This is a genomic window from Mycobacterium sp. IDUB_19 (assembly GCF_055419445.1).
This window is the reverse complement of record NZ_JBVAXR010000054.1, coordinates 1-18,792: the sequence shown is the minus strand read 5'-3', so window position 1 is coordinate 18,792 and position 18,792 is coordinate 1. Positions and strand designations below refer to the sequence as shown.

The window sequence follows — 18,792 nt, the reverse complement described above, 5'->3', positions numbered from 1 at the left end:
TCCTTCACGCTGTTCGCCGGGTTGAACGATTCCAGCTTGGCGACAACGTCTGCGCCCGCGCCGTCGGTGACCCGGTTCAGCCGGACCAGCGGCGTGCCTCCGACGAGCTGTGTGATGTCCTCGGCGATGCTCATGAGACTTCCTCCACGATATCGATACAAGACTCATCGGCCGACCAGGTGATGTCGAATTCGACGGCCACGTCTGTGGGTACGGTCAGGGCAATCGGTGTGAATCGTTGTGACGCCTCCTCTAGCGCTACTCCGGTCAGCACCCGCCCCTTGAGGTTATGCGGTGTTGTTGCAGTCAGTGTCGTTGCGCATGTACCCGGTGCGGGGCGTAGGTAAAAGTCCCGGCCGGGCGCAACCACGCCGCGAATGGCCATGCCATCGGCGTCGACAAGTGTATGTCCGTCAGTAGCGCTGAGCCTCAATGGAATTGGCACTTGGAACGGTCCTACGAGTTCGGATTCGGCTGTTGCTTGCGTATCGACCAGTCGGGCGTCGTCGGTGTCGGGTGCGGAGTTATTTGCGCCGGTGAGTAGGTAATTGTAGAGGTGCACGATTCGATCGGCATTGCGGTAGTGGCGACTACCCGTCAGCCAGAAGCGGACATAGTCGATCGTCGGGTTGTCGCCGTCGGTCGCCGCGACCAGCCGGTAGTAGCGGTAGCCGCGTCCGCCACCGCCATGGCTGCTGGCCGACAGGGTGCTGCCGACGCCGAGTGTGCGTTGATGGCGCCCACTTCCGGCGGCGACGGTCAGCTGTGAACCCGAAATATCTTGCCAGGCAACACCGTTGGTGGACTTCTGCAGCTTCAAAGTGGTGGCGGCTTCGGCGTCGGTCCACACCGAGTAGCCACCCAGCTGCGGTTCGCCGTCGAATTCGAACGTCGTCGTGCCGCCCGGCTGCCGGTGCACGACGACGGGTACGTTCAGCGCCCGAGTGTGCAGGTCCAGTCCGTTGGTGAACTGCCAGATCGCGGCCTGGGTTGCGGCAATGGCTTCATGTTCGCTGATATGGGCCCGCCCCAGCGGGTAGCCCGCCTGGCGCACCTGCCGGCTCAGCTCGGCAGTCGACAGCACCGGGTAGGAGTGGCGCAGAATCCAGTCCACCTCGGGTTCGTGGCCCCGGGCATGCAGATGCGGCAGCGCGGACCAGGTGCCCAGCCGGTAGCGCGATGGACGACTGGGTGCGATGCCGGTGAAATCCAGCGAATAGGCCTGCAGGTTCGGGTTAAGCCTGATCAGGTCGGTGCGCGCCGAGCTGCCGTCGGCAAAGACGATCGTGTCGATGGTGTGGGAGTAGGTGCCGCCGCGGTAGCGCGTCATGTGGGTGAGTTGGGTCGCCGGCCGTACCAGTACGCGCCGGCGCGTTGCCACCCGCGCCAGGGCGCGATTCGGCATAGACAACACAGTCATGGATGGTTGATCTTCCTGAAAGTCGGTAGCGCGCCTATTACGTCACGCCGGCTGGGGTGGTGGTCCCACCCGCCTGCGGGTAGCGCGAGGATTTCTACAGCGTCGAAAGGCGTCAGGAAATCAACAACAGCAACAACAACAGCGCACGGCGAGGCAGCGCGAAGGAGCGAAGCGCAGCTGAAAGGCCTGTTGCATAGGCCCCACTATAGGGCATCAGCGAACTTTGGCATTTCTACTCACGCCCGGTCTAACTCTGTGCGACATGTCTGACCTCCGCCTACGCTCAGCGCGCGGATGGGCTCATGGTGGGTGATCATGGGCCTACCCGACCTCGCCGCAGAATTCGGCCACGCACGGAAGGATCACGATGACAGCAGCTGGTTCGGGGGCTCAAAACGAGTCTCAGGCACTAGGCGATCTCGCTGCCAGACAGCTCGCCAATGCGACCAAAACAGTCCCGCAACTCTCGACGATCACTCCCCGGTGGCTGTTGCATCTCCTCAGCTGGGTACCGGTGGAAGCGGGTCTCTACCGGGTGAACCGGGTGATCAACCCGGAACAGGTCGCGATCAAGGCCGAAGAGGGCGCGGGCACCGAAGAGCCGCTGCCCGAGACCTACGTCGACTACGAGACCAGCCCGCGCGAGTACACGCTGCGCACGATTTCGACGCTGCTCGACATCCACACCCGGGTCTCCGATCTGTACTCCAGCCCGCACGATCAGGTCGCCCAGCAGCTGCGGCTGACCATCGAGACGATCAAAGAGCGCCAGGAATTCGAGCTGGTCAACAGCCCGGAGTACGGCTTGCTGGCCCAGGTGACCCCGGAGCAGTCGATCCGCACGCTCGGCGGTGCGCCGACGCCCGACGACCTGGATGCGCTGATCACCAAGGTCTGGAAGGCGCCGAGCTTCTTCCTGACGCACCCGCTGGGCGTCGCGGCGTTTGGGCGCGAGGCCACCTACCGTGGCGTGCCGCCGCCAGTGGTGAGCCTGTTCGGTGCGCAGTTCATCACCTGGCGGGGCATACCGTTGATTCCGTCGGACAAGGTCCCGGTGGAGGACGGCAAAACCAAGTTCATCCTGGTGCGCACCGGCGAGGAACGTCAGGGCGTGGTGGGCCTGTTCCAGCCGGGCCTCGTCGGCGAGCAGGCGCCGGGGCTGTCGGTGCGGTTCACCGGCATCAACCAGTCGGCGATCGCGACATATCTGGTCACCCTCTATACATCCCTGGCTGTCCTCACCGACGACGCGCTCGCCGTGCTCGACGACGTCGCTGTGGACCAGTTCCATGAGTACAAGTGAGTATCGGTCGGTAGACGCCGAAAGCGAGCTGCCCATCAGCGCTTCGGAACTCGCGGCGCTGGCCACTCAGTTGTATGCGGCCAGCATCCGGCCGGGGCCCGACAGCCCGCCGCAGGCGGTGCCGGTCGCACCGCGCGGCACCGTGCCGGATGCCACCGCGGCCACGTCGGCGGCTCGGACGGCCGGGGGGTCAGCGGATGCATACTCGGCACCGGTTCCGTTGATCGGCGTCACCGACATCTATGTCCCGGCGCCAACGTCGCCTGAACCCTCAGGCCTCCCGCAGGCGGTGCCGGTAGCTCCGCGCGGCACCGTGCCCGACACGACGGCCGCGCCCTCGACGTCCGAGACGGCCGGAAGCGTCACCGGCCCCTACCTGCCGCCGGGTCCTGGTGACTTCAGCGCGTTCGCGGTCCCCAGCCAGGGCATCGTCCCCACGCTGCCCGGTGTGCTGGCCGGGACGGCACCGTCCGTGCCGGTGGGCCCACGAGGATCGGCACCGTCGTGGTTGCCGCAGGCGCCGTCGGTTCCCGACCTGGGTTGGTCCGATACGGTTCCGGCGGTGCCGAACGCGCCGGCCGGTGACGACCACAACTATTACTTCCTGACCGACGCCGATCCGGTCCCTGTGTTGCCGGACGACCACGAGGTGTTCGACGTCAATGCCGTGCGGGCGGACTTCCCGATCCTGAAAGAAACGGTCAACGGAAAACCGCTGATCTGGTTCGACAACGCGGCGACCACCCAGAAGCCACAGGTGGTGATCGACCGGCTGTCGTACTTCTATGCCCACGAGAACTCCAACATCCACCGCGCGGCGCACGAGTTGGCGGCGCGCGCGACCGACGCCTACGAGGAAGCGCGGGAAACCGTGCGGCGGTTCATCGGTGCCCCCAAGGACGAACAGATCATCTTCGTGCGGGGCACCACCGAAGCGATCAACCTGGTGGCATACGCATGGGGTGGCAAGCACCTGGGCCCCGGCGACGAGATCGTCATCACCCACCTGGAGCACCACGCCAATATCGTTCCGTGGCAACTGCTCTCGCAGCAGACCGGAGCGGTGCTGAAGGTCGCACCGGTCGACGATGCGGGCAATCTGCTGCTCTCGGAGTTCGAGGACCTGCTGGGGCCGCGCACCAAGCTGGTTGCGGCAACCCAGGTTTCGAATGCGTTGGGTACGGTGACGCCGGTCGAGAAGATCGTCGAGCTCGGTCACCGCTATGGGGCGCGAGTGCTGATCGACGGCGCGCAGTCGATTCCGCACTTGCCGATCGACGTCGCCGAACTCGGGGTCGACTTCTTCGCCTTCTCCGGTCACAAGATCTACGGTCCCACCGGGATCGGTGTGCTCTACGGGAGCGAAGAGGCGCTGGCGGAGACACCACCGTGGCAGGGCGGCGGCAACATGATCGCCGATGTGACGCTGGAACGTTCGCTCTACCAAGGCCTGCCGAACAAGTTTGAGGCCGGCACCGGCAACATCGCCGACGCGGTCGGTCTCGGCGAGGCGCTGCGTTATGTGGAGCGGGTCGGCATCGAGCGCATCGCCGCCCACGAGCATGCCCTGCTCGAGTACGCGACTCCCCGGCTGGCCGACATCCCGGGGGTGCGCCTGGTGGGTACCGCGGACGAGAAGGCCAGCGTGCTGTCCTTCGTGCTCGCCGGACACGAACCGCTCGAGGTGGGAAAGGCGCTCAACGCCGAGGGCATTGCGGTGCGCGCCGGACACCACTGCGCACAGCCGATCCTGCGGCGGTACGGACTCGAGGCGACGGTGCGCCCATCGTTCGCCTTCTACAACACATTTGAGGAGATCGACGTGTTCCTCAAAGCCGTGCGCCGGATCGCCGAGGGCGGCACGAACGTCGGCTGATCAGCATCCACGGCTTTGACTGTGCGCTCAGGGATTTGAGTGTGCGTCCACGGTGGCCTGGGTCGGCGTGCCGCCACCCTCACCGCGCACCGGTCGCCTCCGGGCAGTTGCGCTCGGTCTGAAACAAACTGTTGCTTTGTGCTTCAGTTTCGCGGACTGTGACGTGCGGCGGCGATAGCCGGACGGGACGGCGGCCGCGAATGCTCAAGTGGGTTTCGACATGGCGGAAAGAAATTCGCGCAGCGGTTTCAGCCTCGGCGCTGGCGAACGGTCATTCGTCGATTGCTGCTGCCGTCACCATGGCCTCGCCATTGAAAGCTTCGCGGCGCGCTGGCCGGGCCGCCGCCGCGCCCCACCCTGAGGGGTAGACCCCCTTTTGGATGCTGCGTAGCCAGCGAGTTCGGCAAGAACGTCGAACGGACGTTATCGGCGATCGGCCAGATTTCTTTCTGGTTGATTGCAACCCTAACGCCGGGCATCGGTTTGCCCGTAAATTGCTGCGATGTTCCATGTGTGCAAACAGACGGCGCGGTCCACATGTAAGCGACGCTGACCTGTTATGGGCCGGCTAGTTACATACGCGTAAAGATGATTACGAAATTGGGGGACCGCATGATCCGACTGGACCGTCTGCGTTTTGGGCGGGTTCTATGAACGGGTCCGTTGTCGCCAAGCCGATGAACGCGCTGGGTGAATTCTTCCTGCTCAGCGCGGAGGCATTGGTGACCGCGCTGCGCCGTCCGTGGGCCTGGCGCGAGATTCTCGAACAAATCTGGTTTGTTGCCCGTGTGTCGATCTTCCCGACCATCATGTTGTCGATTCCGTACACGGTGCTGATCGTGTTCGTACTCAACATCCTGCTCGTCGAGATCGGCGCCGGGGACCTTTCGGGAGCCGGTGCCGGGCTGGCATCGGTGACCCAGGTCGGGCCGGTGGTCACGGCGATGGTTGTCTCGGGCGCCGGGTCGACCGCCATGTGCGCCGATCTCGGCGCGCGCACCATCCGCGAGGAAATCGACGCGATGAAGGTCATCGGCGTCAATCCGATTCAGGCACTGGTGGTTCCACGCATCATCGCCGCCACGTTCGTCGCGGTGCTGCTGTACTCCGTGGTCGCGGTCACCGGACTGACCGGCAGCTACATCTTCGTGGTCTTCGTCCAGCACGTCACACCCGGAGCGTTCATCGCGGGGATGACACTCGTCACGGGGCTTCCGCAGGTTGTGATCTCGCTGATTAAGGCGATGTTGTTCGGGCTGTCCGCGGGATTAATCGCCTGCTACAAGGGTCTTTCGGTCGGCGGCGGCCCGACCGGCGTCGGTAACGCGGTGAACGAGACCGTGGTGTTCTCGTTCATGGCCTTATTCTTCATCAACATCGTGACCACCGCGCTCGGAGTGAAAGTGACTGCCAAATGACCGATCTCGCTCGCGGGCCATCGTGGTTGGACACTCTTGGCCCGAGGCTGGTGGCTTCCACCCGCAAGCTGGGCGAGCAGACCGAGTTCTACGGAAAGTCGTTGGTTGCCACCGTCGACGCGGTTCGGCGCTACCCCAACGAGCTGCTGCGGCTGATTGCCGAGATGGGGATGGGCACCGGCGCGCTCGCGGTGATCGGGGGCACCGTCGGCATCATCGGCTTCCTGACGTTGACGACGGGTGCCCTTGTCGCGGTGCAGGGTTACGACACGCTGTCCAACATCGGCGTGGAGGCGATGACCGGATTCTTATCGGCGTTCTTGAATGTCCGGATGATCGCGCCCTGCACGGCTGGCTTGGCATTGGCGGCCACGATCGGCGCCGGCGCGACGGCGCAGCTGGGCGCGATGCGCATCAACGAGGAGATCGACGCACTCGAAGTCATGGGTATCCGGTCGATCACCTACCTGGCCTCCACGCGGATCATCGCCGGCGTTTTGGTCGTCATCCCGCTCTATGCGGTCGCGGTGCTGATGTCGTTCATCGCGGCAAAGTTCCTCACCATTTACGTTTACGGCCAGTCACGTGGCGTGTACGAGCACTACTTCTCCACCTTCCTGCGTCCCAACGACTTGTTGTGGTCGTTTCTGTCGGCGCTGACGATGGCGACGGGAGTGATGGTCGTGCACACCTACTACGGTTTCACCGCGACAGGTGGTCCCGCTGGGGTGGGAGAGGCTGTCGGTCGTTCAGTGCGGTCATCGATGATTGTCACGGCGTTTGTGTGCCTGATGATTTCGCTGTCCGTCTACGGGCAGTCCGGCAACTTCAACCTGTCGGGGTAGCCGTATGACCGACCATAGGCAGAGCGAACCCGCACGGCGAAACAGAGTCCGCAGCAGCAAGATTGACCCGATCTGGTGGGCGCCGACCTTGTTCATTCTGGTCGCGGCGCTGATCGCAGTGACGGCGGGGGCGTTCTCCGGCCAGTTCCGTGACTTCATCCCGCTGACGCTGGTGTCGGACCGCGCCGGACTGGTGATGGAGCCGGGCGCCAAGGTCAAGTTGCGCGGTGTGCCGATCGGCACGGTCGCGTCGATCGGCACCGACGTGAAAGCGGCTCAGCTGCAGTTGAAGATGGACCCGGGCCCGTTCAAATATCTGCCGAGCAATCTCGAGGCCGAGATCAAGTCGACCACCGCATTCGGGTCCAAGTATGTCGACCTGATCGTGCCCGACCAGGCCAGCCACACAACCCTGAAGCCTGGCGCGGTGCTGCACTCGCGCAATGTCACCGTCGAAGTCAATACGGTTTTCGAGAATCTGCAATCCGTGGTCCAGGCACTCGACCCGGCGAAGCTGAATTCGATCTTGTCGGCGTTCGCGCAATCGGTGCGCGGTAAGGGCGATCGGCTCGGTAAGGCGATCACCGACGCGAACGACATCCTGCTCACCGTCAACCCGCGCATGGACACGATCCACCGGGATTGGCGGCTATTCGGCAAGACCACGGCCATCTATTCTGATGCGGCGCAAAATATCCTGTCGATCCTCGATTCGGCGGCGACCACCAGCGTCACCCTCACCGAAAACCAGCGCTCGCTCGACTCACTGCTGCTGTCCGCGATCGGGTTCAGTCAGACCGGTATCAACGTCATCGGCCGAAACGAACCCAACATCGTGCGGTCGATGAATCTGCTCGACCCGACGGTGGCTCTGCTGAACAAGTATTCGCCGACCTACACGTGCTTATTCCAGGGCGCGCAATGGTATGTCGACCATGGCGGACGAGATGCACTGGGCGGCAACGGATATTCGGTCATCCTTGACGCTGCGCTGCTCTTCGGTGACGACCCGTACCGGTACCCGAAGCACCTACCGAAGGTGAACGCCACGGGCGGCCCGGGCGGCCGACCCAGCTGTGGTTCGCTGCCCGACCCGAGCGCGAACTTCCCGGTGCGTGCGCTGGTCACCGACACCGGTTGGGGTGCGGCGCCGAATGAGATTCGCACCAACGTCGCCGCCGGCAATCCGTGGTGGGGCAACTGGTTCCCGACCACGAAGAATTCTCCCGAACCGCCACGGTACTTCTGGCGCGGGGGGCAGCCGCCGCCATGAGAAGGAAACTGTCAAGCATCATCGCGCGAGTCGCGATCTTCACTTTGGTATGCCTGCTCTTCACCTTTGCGTTGGTCGCCGTGTTCGGGCAGCTGCGTTTTGAGGACCGCACCGACTATCAAGCGGTCTTCACCAACATCTCCGGTCTGAAATCCGGCAACTTCGTCCGCATCGCCGGGGTGGAGGTCGGCAAGGTCGGCGACCTCGACCTGCACCGCGACGGTACGGTCACCGTCGGCTTCGCGATAGCGAAGGGGATCCGACTCACCGAGGGCACCAAGGCCGTTGTGCGGTACGAGAACCTGATCGGTGACCGGTATCTCGCCCTCGAAGAAGCTCCCGGACCGCCACGCCGGCTGCCGCCGGGGGCGACGATTCCGCTGGCGCGAACGTCGCCCGCCCTCGACATCGACGCACTCATCGGGGGCTTTCGTCCGTTGTTCCGGGCGCTGGATCCCGACCAGGTCAACGCGTTGTCCGGTGAGTTGCTGCGAATCTTCCAGGGGCAGGGCGGCACGCTGGCTTCGGTGCTGTCGCAGACCTCGCTACTGACCTCGACACTGGCCGGGCGCAGCCAGCTGATCGGTGAGCTGATCACCAACCTGAACACCGTGCTGCACACCTTCGCCACGCGCGACCACGAGTTCTCTGACGGCTTGGACAAGCTGACCCAGCTCGTGGAGGGCTTGGCGCAGCGCAAGGACGACATCTCCACTGGGCTGGCCTATATCAACGCGGCCGCCGGTTCGGTCACCGATCTGCTTGTGCAGTCCCGCCAGCCGATCAAGGACGTGGTACACGAGACGGATCGCATGTCCGGGCAGGTGCTTTCCGACCGCGACTACTTCGACAAAGTGCTGAAGGACCTTCCCGACGTCTACCAGGTGCTGGCTCGCCAGGGTCTCAATGGTGACTACTTCGGCTTCTATTTCTGCGAAGTTCTGCTGAAGGTCAACGGCAAGGGGGGTAATCCGATCTTCGTCAAGCTATTGGGACAGCCCAGCGGGCGGTGCACGCCGCAATGAAGCTGAAGCTGCCTAAGATCAAACCGCTTGGCCGTCGGAGCCCATTGATGTTGGGAGTGATGGGCACCGCGATATTGACCTGCGTGACCATCGTCGCCTTTCAGTACAACAAGCTGCCCTTCGTCAAGAACACGGATGACTACGCCGCTTATTTTTCGGAGGCGGGTGGTATCAAACTCGGTAACACGGTGCGGGTTTCGGGGATGGGGGTCGGCAGAGTCTCCGACCTCCGGCTGGAGGGCACCAAGGTCCGGGTCGGCTTCACCGTTCGCCAGGGCATCGTGCTGGGCGACCGAACCGAGGCGGCGATCAAGACCGAAACGATCCTGGGTGCCAAGATGCTTGAGCTCATGCCGCGCGGGGAGGGGCGGCTATCGGGCACCATTCCGCTGACCCGTACCCACTCGCCCTATGACCTTCCCGATGCGCTGGGCGATCTGACGACCACGATCAGCGGACTCGACACCACCCAATTATCTTCGGCCCTAACGACGTTGGCGGATACATTCAAGGAGACACCGCCAAACCTACGACCCGCGTTGGAAGGCGTGGCGCGGTTCTCGGACACCCTCAACGGCCGTGACGCGCAGCTGCGGAACCTGCTGGGCAATGCCAACACGGTGTCGACGGTGCTGGGCAAGCGCAGCCAACAGATCGCCGGCCTGGCGTCGAATTCCAACGCGTTGTTGGCCGCACTCCTCGACGAGCGCGATTCGCTGGACGCCCTGATGAACAACCTCACCGCGGTGTCGCATCAGATTTCCGGGCTGGTCAACGACAACAGAACCCAACTCAAGCCGGCCCTCGACAAGCTCAACGGCGTGCTCGAAATCCTGGACAACCGCAAGGAAGATATCCAGAAGACCCTGCCCAAGTTCAAGCGATACGCGATGTCGTTTGGCGAATGCTTAGGCTCAGGGCCATTTTTCAAGGCATACGTGGCCAACCTGATTCCCGGCCAGATCGGTGGGCCGGTCCTCGACGCCGACATGTACGACCGGTTTCTGGATCCCGACCAAAAGCTGCCCTCGGAGGCGGTGGACCCGCCGACCGGAACCCCGCCCGTGCCGCCGGAGAACGCGCCGGTGCCGCTGTGGTCGCAGCCGCCCTCACCGCCGCCTTCGACGCCACCGGTGCGGACCATCCCGCCACCCTCGCCCCACGATTTCGACGGGCCATGAACATGAGTCGAGACACCCTTCGAAAAGCAACAGCGGTCAGCCTAGTGCTGACGCTGGCCGTGGCGTCGTTTCTGGTCGGCAAGAAGCTGTGGAAAGACGTCGAAAGGAACACGTACTCGGCGTATTTCACGGAGGCCAACGGCCTGTTCGTCGGTGACGAGATTCGAATCCTCGGCGTTGCCGTCGGCGTCGTGGACAAAATCGAGCCGCAACCCGCCAGCTCCAAGGTGACGTTCTCCGTCGACAAGGAGTATTCGGTTCCGGCCGATGCCCGGGCCGCGATCCTGTCGCCGTCGCTGGTGACGTCGCGGGCAATTCAACTCGTTCCGGCGTACTCCGGCGGACCCAAATTGAGCTCCGGCGCGTCGATCCCGCTGAATCGGACCGCGGTACCGGTCGAATGGGACGACTTCCGCAGGCAGCTGGAGAAGCTGACCGATGCGTTGCAGCCCACCAGCCCGGGGGGAGTCAACTCCGTCGGCGAGTTCGTCAACTCGGCCGCGGACAACCTGCGTGGCCAGGGGGACACCGCTCGCGAAACCGTCATCAAGCTCTCCCAAGCCATCTCGGCGCTCGGTGATCATGCCGACGACATCTTCAGCACCGTGCGCAATCTGCAGCTGCTGGTGTCGGCGCTGTACTCGAGCAGTGATCTGCTGGCCTCGTTCAATAAGAACCTGGCCAGTGTGACGTCGGTGCTGACGAATACTCCCAACGAAATCGGCAATGCGTTACAGGGTCTCGACACGGCGTTGGCGGATGTCCGCGACTTCCTCGCCGAAAACCGCGAAGCCATGGGCGTCACGTTCGACCGGCTCGGCTCGATCACGACCGCGCTGAACGACAGCCGCGGGGATATCAAGCAGATCCTGCACATCGCGCCAACCGTGTTCCAGAACTTCCTGAACATCTACCAGCCCGCCCAGAGTGCGATGACCGGCATCATCGCGCTGAACAACTTCGCCGACATCCCACAATTCATCTGCAGCTCAATCGAAGCGGCGTCGCGCGCACGCCTGGCCCGGGTTTCGAAGCTGTGCCTGCAGTACATCAACCCGATCATCAAAAACCGCCTCTACAACTACATACCCGCGGGGATCAACCCCTTTGTCGGGACGCAGGCCCGGCCCAACGAGATCACCTACAGTGAGGACCGGCTTCGGCCCGGCTACACGCCCCCCGAAGCAACCCCGCCACCACCCGACGCGCCGCCACTACCCGGGCCACCCGCAGACGCACCGCCACCGGCCCTCCCCGGGCAGGCCGGGCTTGCCGATCAGCCGCAACCGGCCGAGGCGCCGCCACAGCCGAGCGCGGGGATGAACTCGATCCAAGTGCTACAGAACCTGATGCTGCCGACGGGGCCACCGTCATGAGGCGCGCACTAGCCGCCGCGCTCGGCCTGGTGTGCGTTGCCGCGCTTTCCGGGTGCGGATGGCGCGGCCTGAATTCGTTCACCCTGCCCGGTACCTCTGGCGGCGGGCCGGGCGCGTACACGATCCAGGCGCAGATGCCCGACGTGGTGACCATTCAGCAAAACACTCGTGTCCGGGTCGACGACGTCAACGTCGGCAACGTCACCAACATCGAGCTGCAGGATTGGCACGCACTGGTCACGATGCGCATCAACGGCGATGTCCGCCTGCCGGCCAATTCCACCGCCAAGCTGGGCCAGACCAGCTTGCTCGGTTCGATGCACATCGAGCTCACGCCGCCCAAGGATGAGCCGCCCGTCGGCGAACTCAAAAACGGATCGGTCATCCCGTTGTCGCGCGCGAGTTTGTACCCGAGCACCGAGCAGACGTTGGCCTCGGTGTCAATCCTGCTCAACGGCGGGGGAATTGGGCAGTTGCAGGAGATCAACCAGGCCGTCGCCAAGGCATTCGCGGGGCGCGAAAACGACATGCGCAGCCTGCTGACCCAGCTGGATGAGTTCATCGCCAAGACCAACGACCAGACCGACGACATCATCACCGCCAGCGAGAACCTCAACGCCCTGGCAGGGCAGGTTGCCGCCAAAGACCCGGTCGTCGACAAGGCGCTGACGACGGTGCCCAAGGCGCTGGCCGTGCTGGCAGCGGAGCGCACCAAGATCGCCGATGCGATCGACCAGGTCGGCAAGTTCAGCGCGATCGCCGCCGACACCGTTCACCAGAGTAGGGAATCTCTGGTCAACAATCTGCGCAATATCGCACCAGTGCTGCGGTCGCTTGCCGACGCGGGACCCTCGCTCACCAGGGGTCTGGACGGATTGGCGACCTACCCCTGGCCGACGTCCACGGTGCGGAACTGGTTCCGCGGCGACTACGCCAACCTGACCCTGGTCGTCGACTTGACCCTGAGCCGCATCGACCAAGGGCTCTTCACCGGCTCGCGATGGGAAGGGAATCTGACCCAACTCGAACTGCAGTGGGGGCGCACCATCGGCATGCAGCCCAGCCCGGTCACCGGCGGCAACCCGCTGACCTACCCGTATCACTTCGGGGGGTACTGATGCTGCGCCTCACTCGCCGGACCTGGATCCAGTTGGCCGTTTTGACCTTGGTGACCGTGGTTTCCTGCGGCGCAATGGCATTCAACTTCATGAAGCTGCCCGAAACGCTGTTCGGAATCGGGGAGTACAACGTCACTGTCGACTTGCCCCAGTCGGGCGGGCTCTACCAGACTTCGGTCGTCACCTACCGCGGCACCGACGTGGGCCAGGTCAAGTCGGTCGATGTCACCGCGACCGGAGTGCGGGCGGTGCTCGCCTTGCGATCCGGCATCAAGGTGCCCTCCGACGTTCAGGCGTCGGTGCACAGCCGCTCGGCGATCGGCGAGCAATACCTTGAATTGACCCCGCAGCAGGGCAAGGATGGCACACAGTCGCGGTCACTGCGGGCCGGCGATGTCATTCCGGCCGGCCACGTCGATGTGCCTGTCGACATCGGGCACCTGCTCGACCTGACCAACCGTGCGCTGCAAGCGATTCCGCGAGACAACCTGCATACGGTGATCGACGAGACCAACCGCGCGGTCGGAGGCCTCGGCCCCGAGTTGTCTCGGATCGTCGACGGATCAACCGCATTGGCCATTGCGGGTGGCCAGACCATCGACCCGCTCGCTGCCTTGATCGACCAGTCGCCGGCGGTGCTGAACTCACAGGTGCAGACGTCGGATGCAATTGCCACGTGGGCCAGTCGAACATCGGCACTCATGGCGCAGTTCAAGGCGCAGGATGCGGCGGTGCGAGATCTGCTGACGCAGGGCACTTCCGGTATCGAAGAAGGCCGTGCATTGCTCGACCGGGTGTCGCCGGCGTTGCCGGTGTTGTTCGCCAACCTGGTGAGTCTCGGCGACATCGCCGTCGTCTACCGCCACGACATCGAACAACTGCTGGTGCTGCTTCCGCAGGGCATCGCGGCCATGGCGGCGATCATCGTGCCGAGCTCGAATACCAAGCAGGAGTATCGCGGCGCGCAACTGGACTTCAACCTCAACCTCAACCTGCCGCCACCCTGCACAACGGGGTATCTGCCCCCACAGCAGCGCCGTTCACCGGCCAGCGTTGACGCTCCGGATCGCCCGGCGGCGGACCTGTTCTGCCGGGTGCCGCAGGACTCGGAGTTCAATGTGCGTGGGGTGCGCAACATTCCGTGTGAGGCCAAGCCGTGGAAGCGTGCTCCCACCATCGAGATGTGCGAGAGCGACGCGGAGTACGTGCCGCTCAACGAGGGTTACAACTGGAAGGGCGACCCAAACGCCACCACGACGGGCCAGGGCGTCCCGATGTATCCGCCGGGACAGGACCCGCGGCTACCACCGCCACGGGGCACCGCACCGTCGACCCCGCCGCTTTCCGTGACCACCTATGACCCGGCCACCGGTGACTACATAGGCCCCGACGGAAAGCGATACACCGAATCCGACTTGGCGCACCCGCGTGCCAAAAACTGGCAGTCGCTTCTGGTGCCGCCAGCCTAGGAGTGTGAAGGAGAGACATGGCCGACGAGCCCGATACCCCCGAGACCGAAAAGGTCACTGAGCCAACGGCTGCCGACGTCGAAGACTTCGACGCCGTGGAAGACGACGCTGCTGAAGACGACGATGTCGCACCGGTTGACGACGCAGCGGTCGATGACGCAGCCGAAACCGAAAGCCAACCCACGGGCCGGCTCGCCCGCTTGCGGCACCGCGTCGGCCAGCGTCGGCTTTCGCGCGTCGCGACGGCACTGGTTGCCAGCGCCGCGATCGTGGCGGCGCTGAGCGGACTGGCAGGCTGGGTCGGATACCGCGCTTACGAAAAGCACCAGGCCCAAGTCCAGCACGACCTTTTCCTCCAAGTCGCGCGCCAGGGCGCGGTAAACCTCACGTCGATCAACTACACCGAGGTTGACGCGGATGTGCAGCGGATCCTTGACATTGCCACCGGAGCGTTCCGTGACGATTTCGAGCAGCGGGCCAAGCCGTTCACCGAGGTCGTCAAGGCGGCGCAGTCGAAATCAGAGGGGACGGTCACCGATGCCGGTCTGGAATCCCAGCGGGGCGACTCCGCTCAAGTCCTGGTCGCGGTCGCGGTGAAGTCGCGGACCGCCGGCGGCGAGGAAGCACCGCGGGAATGGCGGATGCGCATCGAGGTCCGCTCGGTCGGCGAGGACGCCAAAGTCTCGAACGTGGTGTTCGTGCCATGACGACACTTCGCGACGACATCGAGACCGACGCCCCCGACGAGGAGATCATCGTGGAGGCGACCGATCCCGCCGAGAAGACAGATTCGGCCGAAGCAGAAACCGTGCGTCAGCGGCGGCGGATCCCGTGGTCGCGGGTGCTCGCCTACGGCGTATTGCCGGCAATCGCATTGGTGCTGGCGCTGGCCGCGGGCTACTTCCGATGGGTGGTCGGGTCAACCGATGAGCTGGCACTGGCTCGCACCGAATCGGTCCGGGCGGCAAGCGAAGACGCCACCGCCTTACTGTCGTACCGGGCGGACTCGGTCGACAAGGATCTCGGCGCGGCAACCGAACGGCTCACCGGCGAGTTCAAGGACGCCTACACCGCACTGATCCACGAGGTGGTGATCCCGGGTGCGAAGGAAAAGCACATCTCATCGGCGGCCAAAGTGAGCGCGGCATCCTCGGTTTCGGCGACCGCCGACCATGCGGTGGCCCTGCTGTTCGTCAACCAGACCGTGACCATCGGCGACGGAGCTCCCACCGATACCCAGCCCGTCATCAAGGTGACGCTGGACAAGGTCAATGGCCGATGGCTCGTCTCGCGCTTCGACCCGGTGTGATTCGAGGAGCTCGGATGACGGTTTGGCTACGCCGCGGCGCGCGCGTGCTGCCCGTCGTCGTGATTCTCTCGGCGGCAACAGGATTGGCGGCACCGACCGCGCAGGCCGACAATAAGCGTCTCAACAGCGCGGTCGTCTCGGCCGTCTACACCCTCCAGCACCAGGCGGGCTGCACAAACGACGTCATCCGGAACAACGCGCTGACGCTGGCGGCCCAATGGCATGCGGACGACATGATCAACAACCGAAACATCAACGACGACATTGGATCCGACGGTTCGACGCCACAGGACCGTGCCAACGCCGCCGGCTTCCGTGGCAAAGCCGCTGAGACGGTGGCGATCAACCCGGCCATCGCCATCAGCAGCCTGGAACTGGTCAACCAGTGGTACTACAACCCCGACGACATGGCGATCATTCGGGACTGCGCCAACACCAATATCGGGGTGTGGTCGGACAACAGCCCGGACCGCACTGTCGTGGTCGCCGTATACGGCCAGCCGGCGCCGCCAACGCGTTAGACCGTCCGAGCACTCAACGGCCTAGGTGACCGGCTAGTTGAGACACGATGGTTTCGGCATCAGATGTTGCGCCGCGGTTGTACGGCAATTTGGACAGCGCCGTTGCCATCGCGCAGGTGTTGGATACGGCCGCATACGTCAAGCCCGCTCCGATTGCGGCGGCGAGCCATTTGACCCGCGGGACGGCCACACTGCCGAGGACGGACGACAGGACGACTGATCCCGCGACCAGGCGTACTTGACGCTCGAGGTCCCATCGCTGCACCCCTTCCTCGACCGCGAAACCTTGTCCCTCCCAATCGGTGATGCCGTTCTCGAGGACACGCCCGCTCGTCAGGCCCGCATTCCGCAGCAGCGTATGGGCCTTGGTCGAGCGTTGCCCCGAACGGCAGACCAGCACCACATCGGGATCATTGTCGAGGTGCCGGGCGATCTCCGGGCCGTGCTGATCCACCACGTCGAGCGGGACGTTGTAGGAGCCGGCGATGTGCGAGGTTTCGAATTCGGCGGGAGTCCGGACATCGACGACGCGCGGCGCCGTGGGCGACTTCAGTAATGTCCGAAGCTCGAGTGCGGTAATGACGTCGGCGGCAGGCGCGTTCATTGTCGGCTCCCGTGTTAGGTGGCAGTGACTTACCTCTACCCGGGCCGGTAGAAAACTACCGACTAATTTTCAGAGTGAGTTTTTCCGCCCGATCGTTGCGCTGCCGGCGCACCGAAGCGTTCAGCTTCACGTTGTGATCTCCAGCTTTTCGGCGTTCCCGTACTCGTCGTTGACGAGCACGACGCTGCGATCGTGCCGGTCCAGCAGGGCAGCGGCGATCGACGCGCGATAGCCGCTCGCACAATGGATCCACACCTCGCGGTCGGCGGGAAGCTCCGCGATGCGTTCGGGTAGTTCGTGCAACGCGACGTTGACCGCGCCACGCACATGGCTGCTATCGAAGTCCCCGCGTTGGCGGACATCGAGCACGATGACACCGTCATCGCCCAGTGCCTCGGAAAGTTCGCCGAAGTCGGCGACGCGGTAGCTACGCAGCTCTTCACCATCGGCCAGCTCGCGGATGTCGCCGCTGGCGCCACCCGTAAGGCGCTCGATCCCGATTCGGCAGAGTTCACGCTGTGCGTCGGCGATCTGCTTGGTGTCGTCGCCGATCAAGGTCAGCGGCGCGCCCCAGGTGTAGAGCCAGCCGAGGTAGTTGACAAAAGAACCGGCCAGCTCGAAAGCGTAGGTGCCCGAAAGATGCCCGGCCGCAAACGCGGTTCGGTTGCGTAGGTCGACGACCCATTCACCCGCGTCGATTCGTCTGCGAATCTCGATGGGGTCGACCGAGGCGGGCGGCGAGAGGTCTGCTGCCGCAGGGCCTTTCCGGTTGATTACACCCATATGCGCGTAGTAAGCCGGAAAGTCGGACAGGCCATCGAGAAGGTCGTCCACGTAGTCCTGCTCATCCTGAGTCAGCGCAGGGTTTTTCCGGCGTTGCTCTGCGATGGTCGAGTTGTCGCCGTCGGTGGGCGCGGCCGAGCAGAAGCTTCCGAAGCCGTGGGTGGGATAGACAGGAGTCGACGGCGGTAACTCGTCGGCGAGCCGGCGGACCGAATGGTATTGCAGCCGCGTCAATTCCTCGGCGTTCTCCTCGCCGAGGAGGTCGGTTCTTCCGGTGCTGCCGAACAACAGCGAACCTCCGGTGAAGACCCCGATGATGTCGCCGAACTCTTCGCGAAGGACATAGCTGACGTGATGGTGTGTGTGCCCGGGGGTGAGCAGCACTTCGAAATGGATTCCGCCGCTGTCGATGCGGTCGCCGTCGCTGACCGCGCGACGGGAAAACTCGACGTCTTCTCCTGCCGGCAGCACGTATTCGGCACCGGTCGCGGCGGAAAGCGCCAGCCCGCCCGTCACATAGTCGTTGTGAATGTGCGTCTCGAGCACATGCGTGATCCGCAGATCGCCGGCCAGCTCCAGTACCCGGTCGATGTCGCGCTGCGGGTCGATGGCGACGGCTACCTTGCCGTCGCTCACCAAATAGCTACGATCACCCAGCCCAGAGGTTTCGATAACCGATACATCCAACATGCTTGTGCCCCATCCACGGACGTCGTTGACGAAACTAGCGCCAAACGATCTCCGATGGGCAGCGCCGGCGGTCGCCGGGGCATGCGTCACTTGACAAATGCGGCGGCGTGGGGTGGGAGCCGAAGCGAGGCTTAGCCCGCCTCGGCATCCAGCGGCTGGTAAGCCGCGGCGGCGTCGCGGTCGCGGGCCTGTGCGCGCAATGCGCGCCAGCGCTGGCGAGTGAGGTGTTGCACGTAGACCTTGTCGCGCTGCGCTTGGGAGAACGCCCAATCCAGGTTGATGGGCAACCCCGCCCAAGCGACTTGCTCGATCGGTGATTCCTGGTCACCCAGGCGTTCCTCGGTTGCCATGCGAGCACCCCTTCATCGAGTACGCACCGGTTGTTGAGCACATGGTGCGACAGCGATGTTTCGGCCGCGGGTGTCCCGCGTTTCCGCCGTATTACGGGTTGAGCGGGCAGACTAGTAGACGTCGCGGTGGTAGCGCTTGTCCGCGCTCAGCGATTGGACGTAGGCCGTGGCCGCGTCCGGGTCGAGGTTGCCGTGCTCGGCCGCGATGTCGCAGAGCGCTCGATCAACGTC

Annotated in this window: 17 protein-coding genes and 1 pseudogene; 13 read left to right on the top strand and 5 right to left on the bottom strand. The window is 64.2% G+C overall.

Going from position 1 to position 18,792, the window contains the following annotated elements:
• Nucleotides 1-134: pseudogene (locus ACZY0B_RS25115) on the bottom strand (cysteine synthase A); the annotation flags it as partial.
• Nucleotides 131-1,420, bottom strand: a complete 1,290-nt coding sequence (locus ACZY0B_RS25110; protein WP_463766949.1) for a thioester domain-containing protein — start codon at nt 1,418-1,420, stop codon at nt 131-133. The pseudogene ACZY0B_RS25115 and the gene ACZY0B_RS25110, both read right to left, overlap by 4 nt.
• A gap of 367 nt (nt 1,421-1,787) precedes the next feature.
• Here ACZY0B_RS25110 and ACZY0B_RS25105 point away from each other — a divergent pair, with 367 nt between their 5' ends.
• The 13 genes from ACZY0B_RS25105 (at nt 1,788) to ACZY0B_RS25045 (ending at nt 16,134) form a co-directional block, all read left to right on the top strand.
• Complete coding sequence (locus ACZY0B_RS25105; protein ID WP_463766948.1) at nt 1,788-2,723, top strand: family 2A encapsulin nanocompartment shell protein; 936 nt, start codon at nt 1,788-1,790, stop codon at nt 2,721-2,723.
• Nucleotides 2,710-4,599, top strand: a complete 1,890-nt coding sequence (locus ACZY0B_RS25100; RefSeq protein WP_463766947.1) for a family 2A encapsulin nanocompartment cargo protein cysteine desulfurase — start codon at nt 2,710-2,712, stop codon at nt 4,597-4,599. Before ACZY0B_RS25105 ends, ACZY0B_RS25100 begins: the two co-directional genes overlap by 14 nt.
• Nucleotides 4,600-5,249: 650 nt before the next feature.
• Nucleotides 5,250-6,017, top strand: coding sequence for an MlaE family ABC transporter permease (locus tag ACZY0B_RS25095; protein ID WP_463766946.1), 768 nt, complete (start codon nt 5,250-5,252; stop codon nt 6,015-6,017).
• The gene (locus ACZY0B_RS25090; RefSeq protein WP_463766945.1) at nt 6,014-6,862 is read left to right on the top strand and encodes an ABC transporter permease; all 849 of its coding nucleotides are present in this window, start codon (nt 6,014-6,016) and stop codon (nt 6,860-6,862) included. The genes ACZY0B_RS25095 and ACZY0B_RS25090 overlap by 4 nt, the downstream gene beginning before the upstream one ends.
• 4 nt (nt 6,863-6,866) lie before the next feature.
• The gene (locus tag ACZY0B_RS25085) at nt 6,867-8,135 is read left to right on the top strand and encodes an MCE family protein (protein WP_463766944.1); all 1,269 of its coding nucleotides are present in this window, start codon (nt 6,867-6,869) and stop codon (nt 8,133-8,135) included.
• The gene (locus tag ACZY0B_RS25080; RefSeq protein ID WP_463766943.1) at nt 8,132-9,160 is read left to right on the top strand and encodes an MCE family protein; all 1,029 of its coding nucleotides are present in this window, start codon (nt 8,132-8,134) and stop codon (nt 9,158-9,160) included. Before ACZY0B_RS25085 ends, ACZY0B_RS25080 begins: the two co-directional genes overlap by 4 nt.
• On the top strand, nt 9,157-10,341 hold the full coding sequence (locus tag ACZY0B_RS25075) for an MCE family protein (protein WP_463766942.1): 1,185 nt from the start codon (nt 9,157-9,159) through the stop codon (nt 10,339-10,341). Before ACZY0B_RS25080 ends, ACZY0B_RS25075 begins: the two co-directional genes overlap by 4 nt.
• Nucleotides 10,338-11,717: an MCE family protein gene (locus ACZY0B_RS25070; RefSeq protein ID WP_463766951.1), complete on the top strand. Its 1,380-nt coding sequence runs from the start codon at nt 10,338-10,340 to the stop codon at nt 11,715-11,717. Before ACZY0B_RS25075 ends, ACZY0B_RS25070 begins: the two co-directional genes overlap by 4 nt.
• Nucleotides 11,714-12,835: a virulence factor Mce family protein gene (locus ACZY0B_RS25065; protein ID WP_463766941.1), complete on the top strand. Its 1,122-nt coding sequence runs from the start codon at nt 11,714-11,716 to the stop codon at nt 12,833-12,835. Before ACZY0B_RS25070 ends, ACZY0B_RS25065 begins: the two co-directional genes overlap by 4 nt.
• A complete protein-coding gene (locus ACZY0B_RS25060) occupies nt 12,835-14,304 on the top strand; it encodes an MCE family protein (protein WP_463766940.1) in 1,470 nt (489 codons plus the stop codon). Before ACZY0B_RS25065 ends, ACZY0B_RS25060 begins: the two co-directional genes overlap by 1 nt.
• A gap of 17 nt (nt 14,305-14,321) precedes the next feature.
• Nucleotides 14,322-15,011, top strand: coding sequence for an Mce protein (locus tag ACZY0B_RS25055; protein ID WP_463766939.1), 690 nt, complete (start codon nt 14,322-14,324; stop codon nt 15,009-15,011).
• The gene (locus ACZY0B_RS25050; RefSeq protein ID WP_463766938.1) at nt 15,008-15,613 is read left to right on the top strand and encodes a hypothetical protein; all 606 of its coding nucleotides are present in this window, start codon (nt 15,008-15,010) and stop codon (nt 15,611-15,613) included. The genes ACZY0B_RS25055 and ACZY0B_RS25050 overlap by 4 nt, the downstream gene beginning before the upstream one ends.
• A 14-nt stretch (nt 15,614-15,627) precedes the next feature.
• On the top strand, nt 15,628-16,134 hold the full coding sequence (locus ACZY0B_RS25045; RefSeq protein WP_463766937.1) for a CAP domain-containing protein: 507 nt from the start codon (nt 15,628-15,630) through the stop codon (nt 16,132-16,134).
• Between the two features lie 13 nt (nt 16,135-16,147).
• On the opposite strand, the gene ACZY0B_RS25040 is transcribed toward ACZY0B_RS25045, so the two are convergent.
• The 3 genes from ACZY0B_RS25040 to ACZY0B_RS25030 form a co-directional block, all read right to left on the bottom strand.
• On the bottom strand, nt 16,148-16,738 hold the full coding sequence (locus tag ACZY0B_RS25040; RefSeq protein ID WP_463766936.1) for a rhodanese-like domain-containing protein: 591 nt from the start codon (nt 16,736-16,738) through the stop codon (nt 16,148-16,150).
• Nucleotides 16,739-16,864: 126 nt separating this feature from the next.
• Nucleotides 16,865-18,208, bottom strand: a complete 1,344-nt coding sequence (locus ACZY0B_RS25035) for an MBL fold metallo-hydrolase (RefSeq protein WP_463766950.1) — start codon at nt 18,206-18,208, stop codon at nt 16,865-16,867.
• A gap of 134 nt (nt 18,209-18,342) precedes the next feature.
• A complete protein-coding gene (locus tag ACZY0B_RS25030) occupies nt 18,343-18,561 on the bottom strand; it encodes a hypothetical protein (protein WP_463766935.1) in 219 nt (72 codons plus the stop codon).
• Nucleotides 18,562-18,792: the final 231 nt, after the last annotated feature.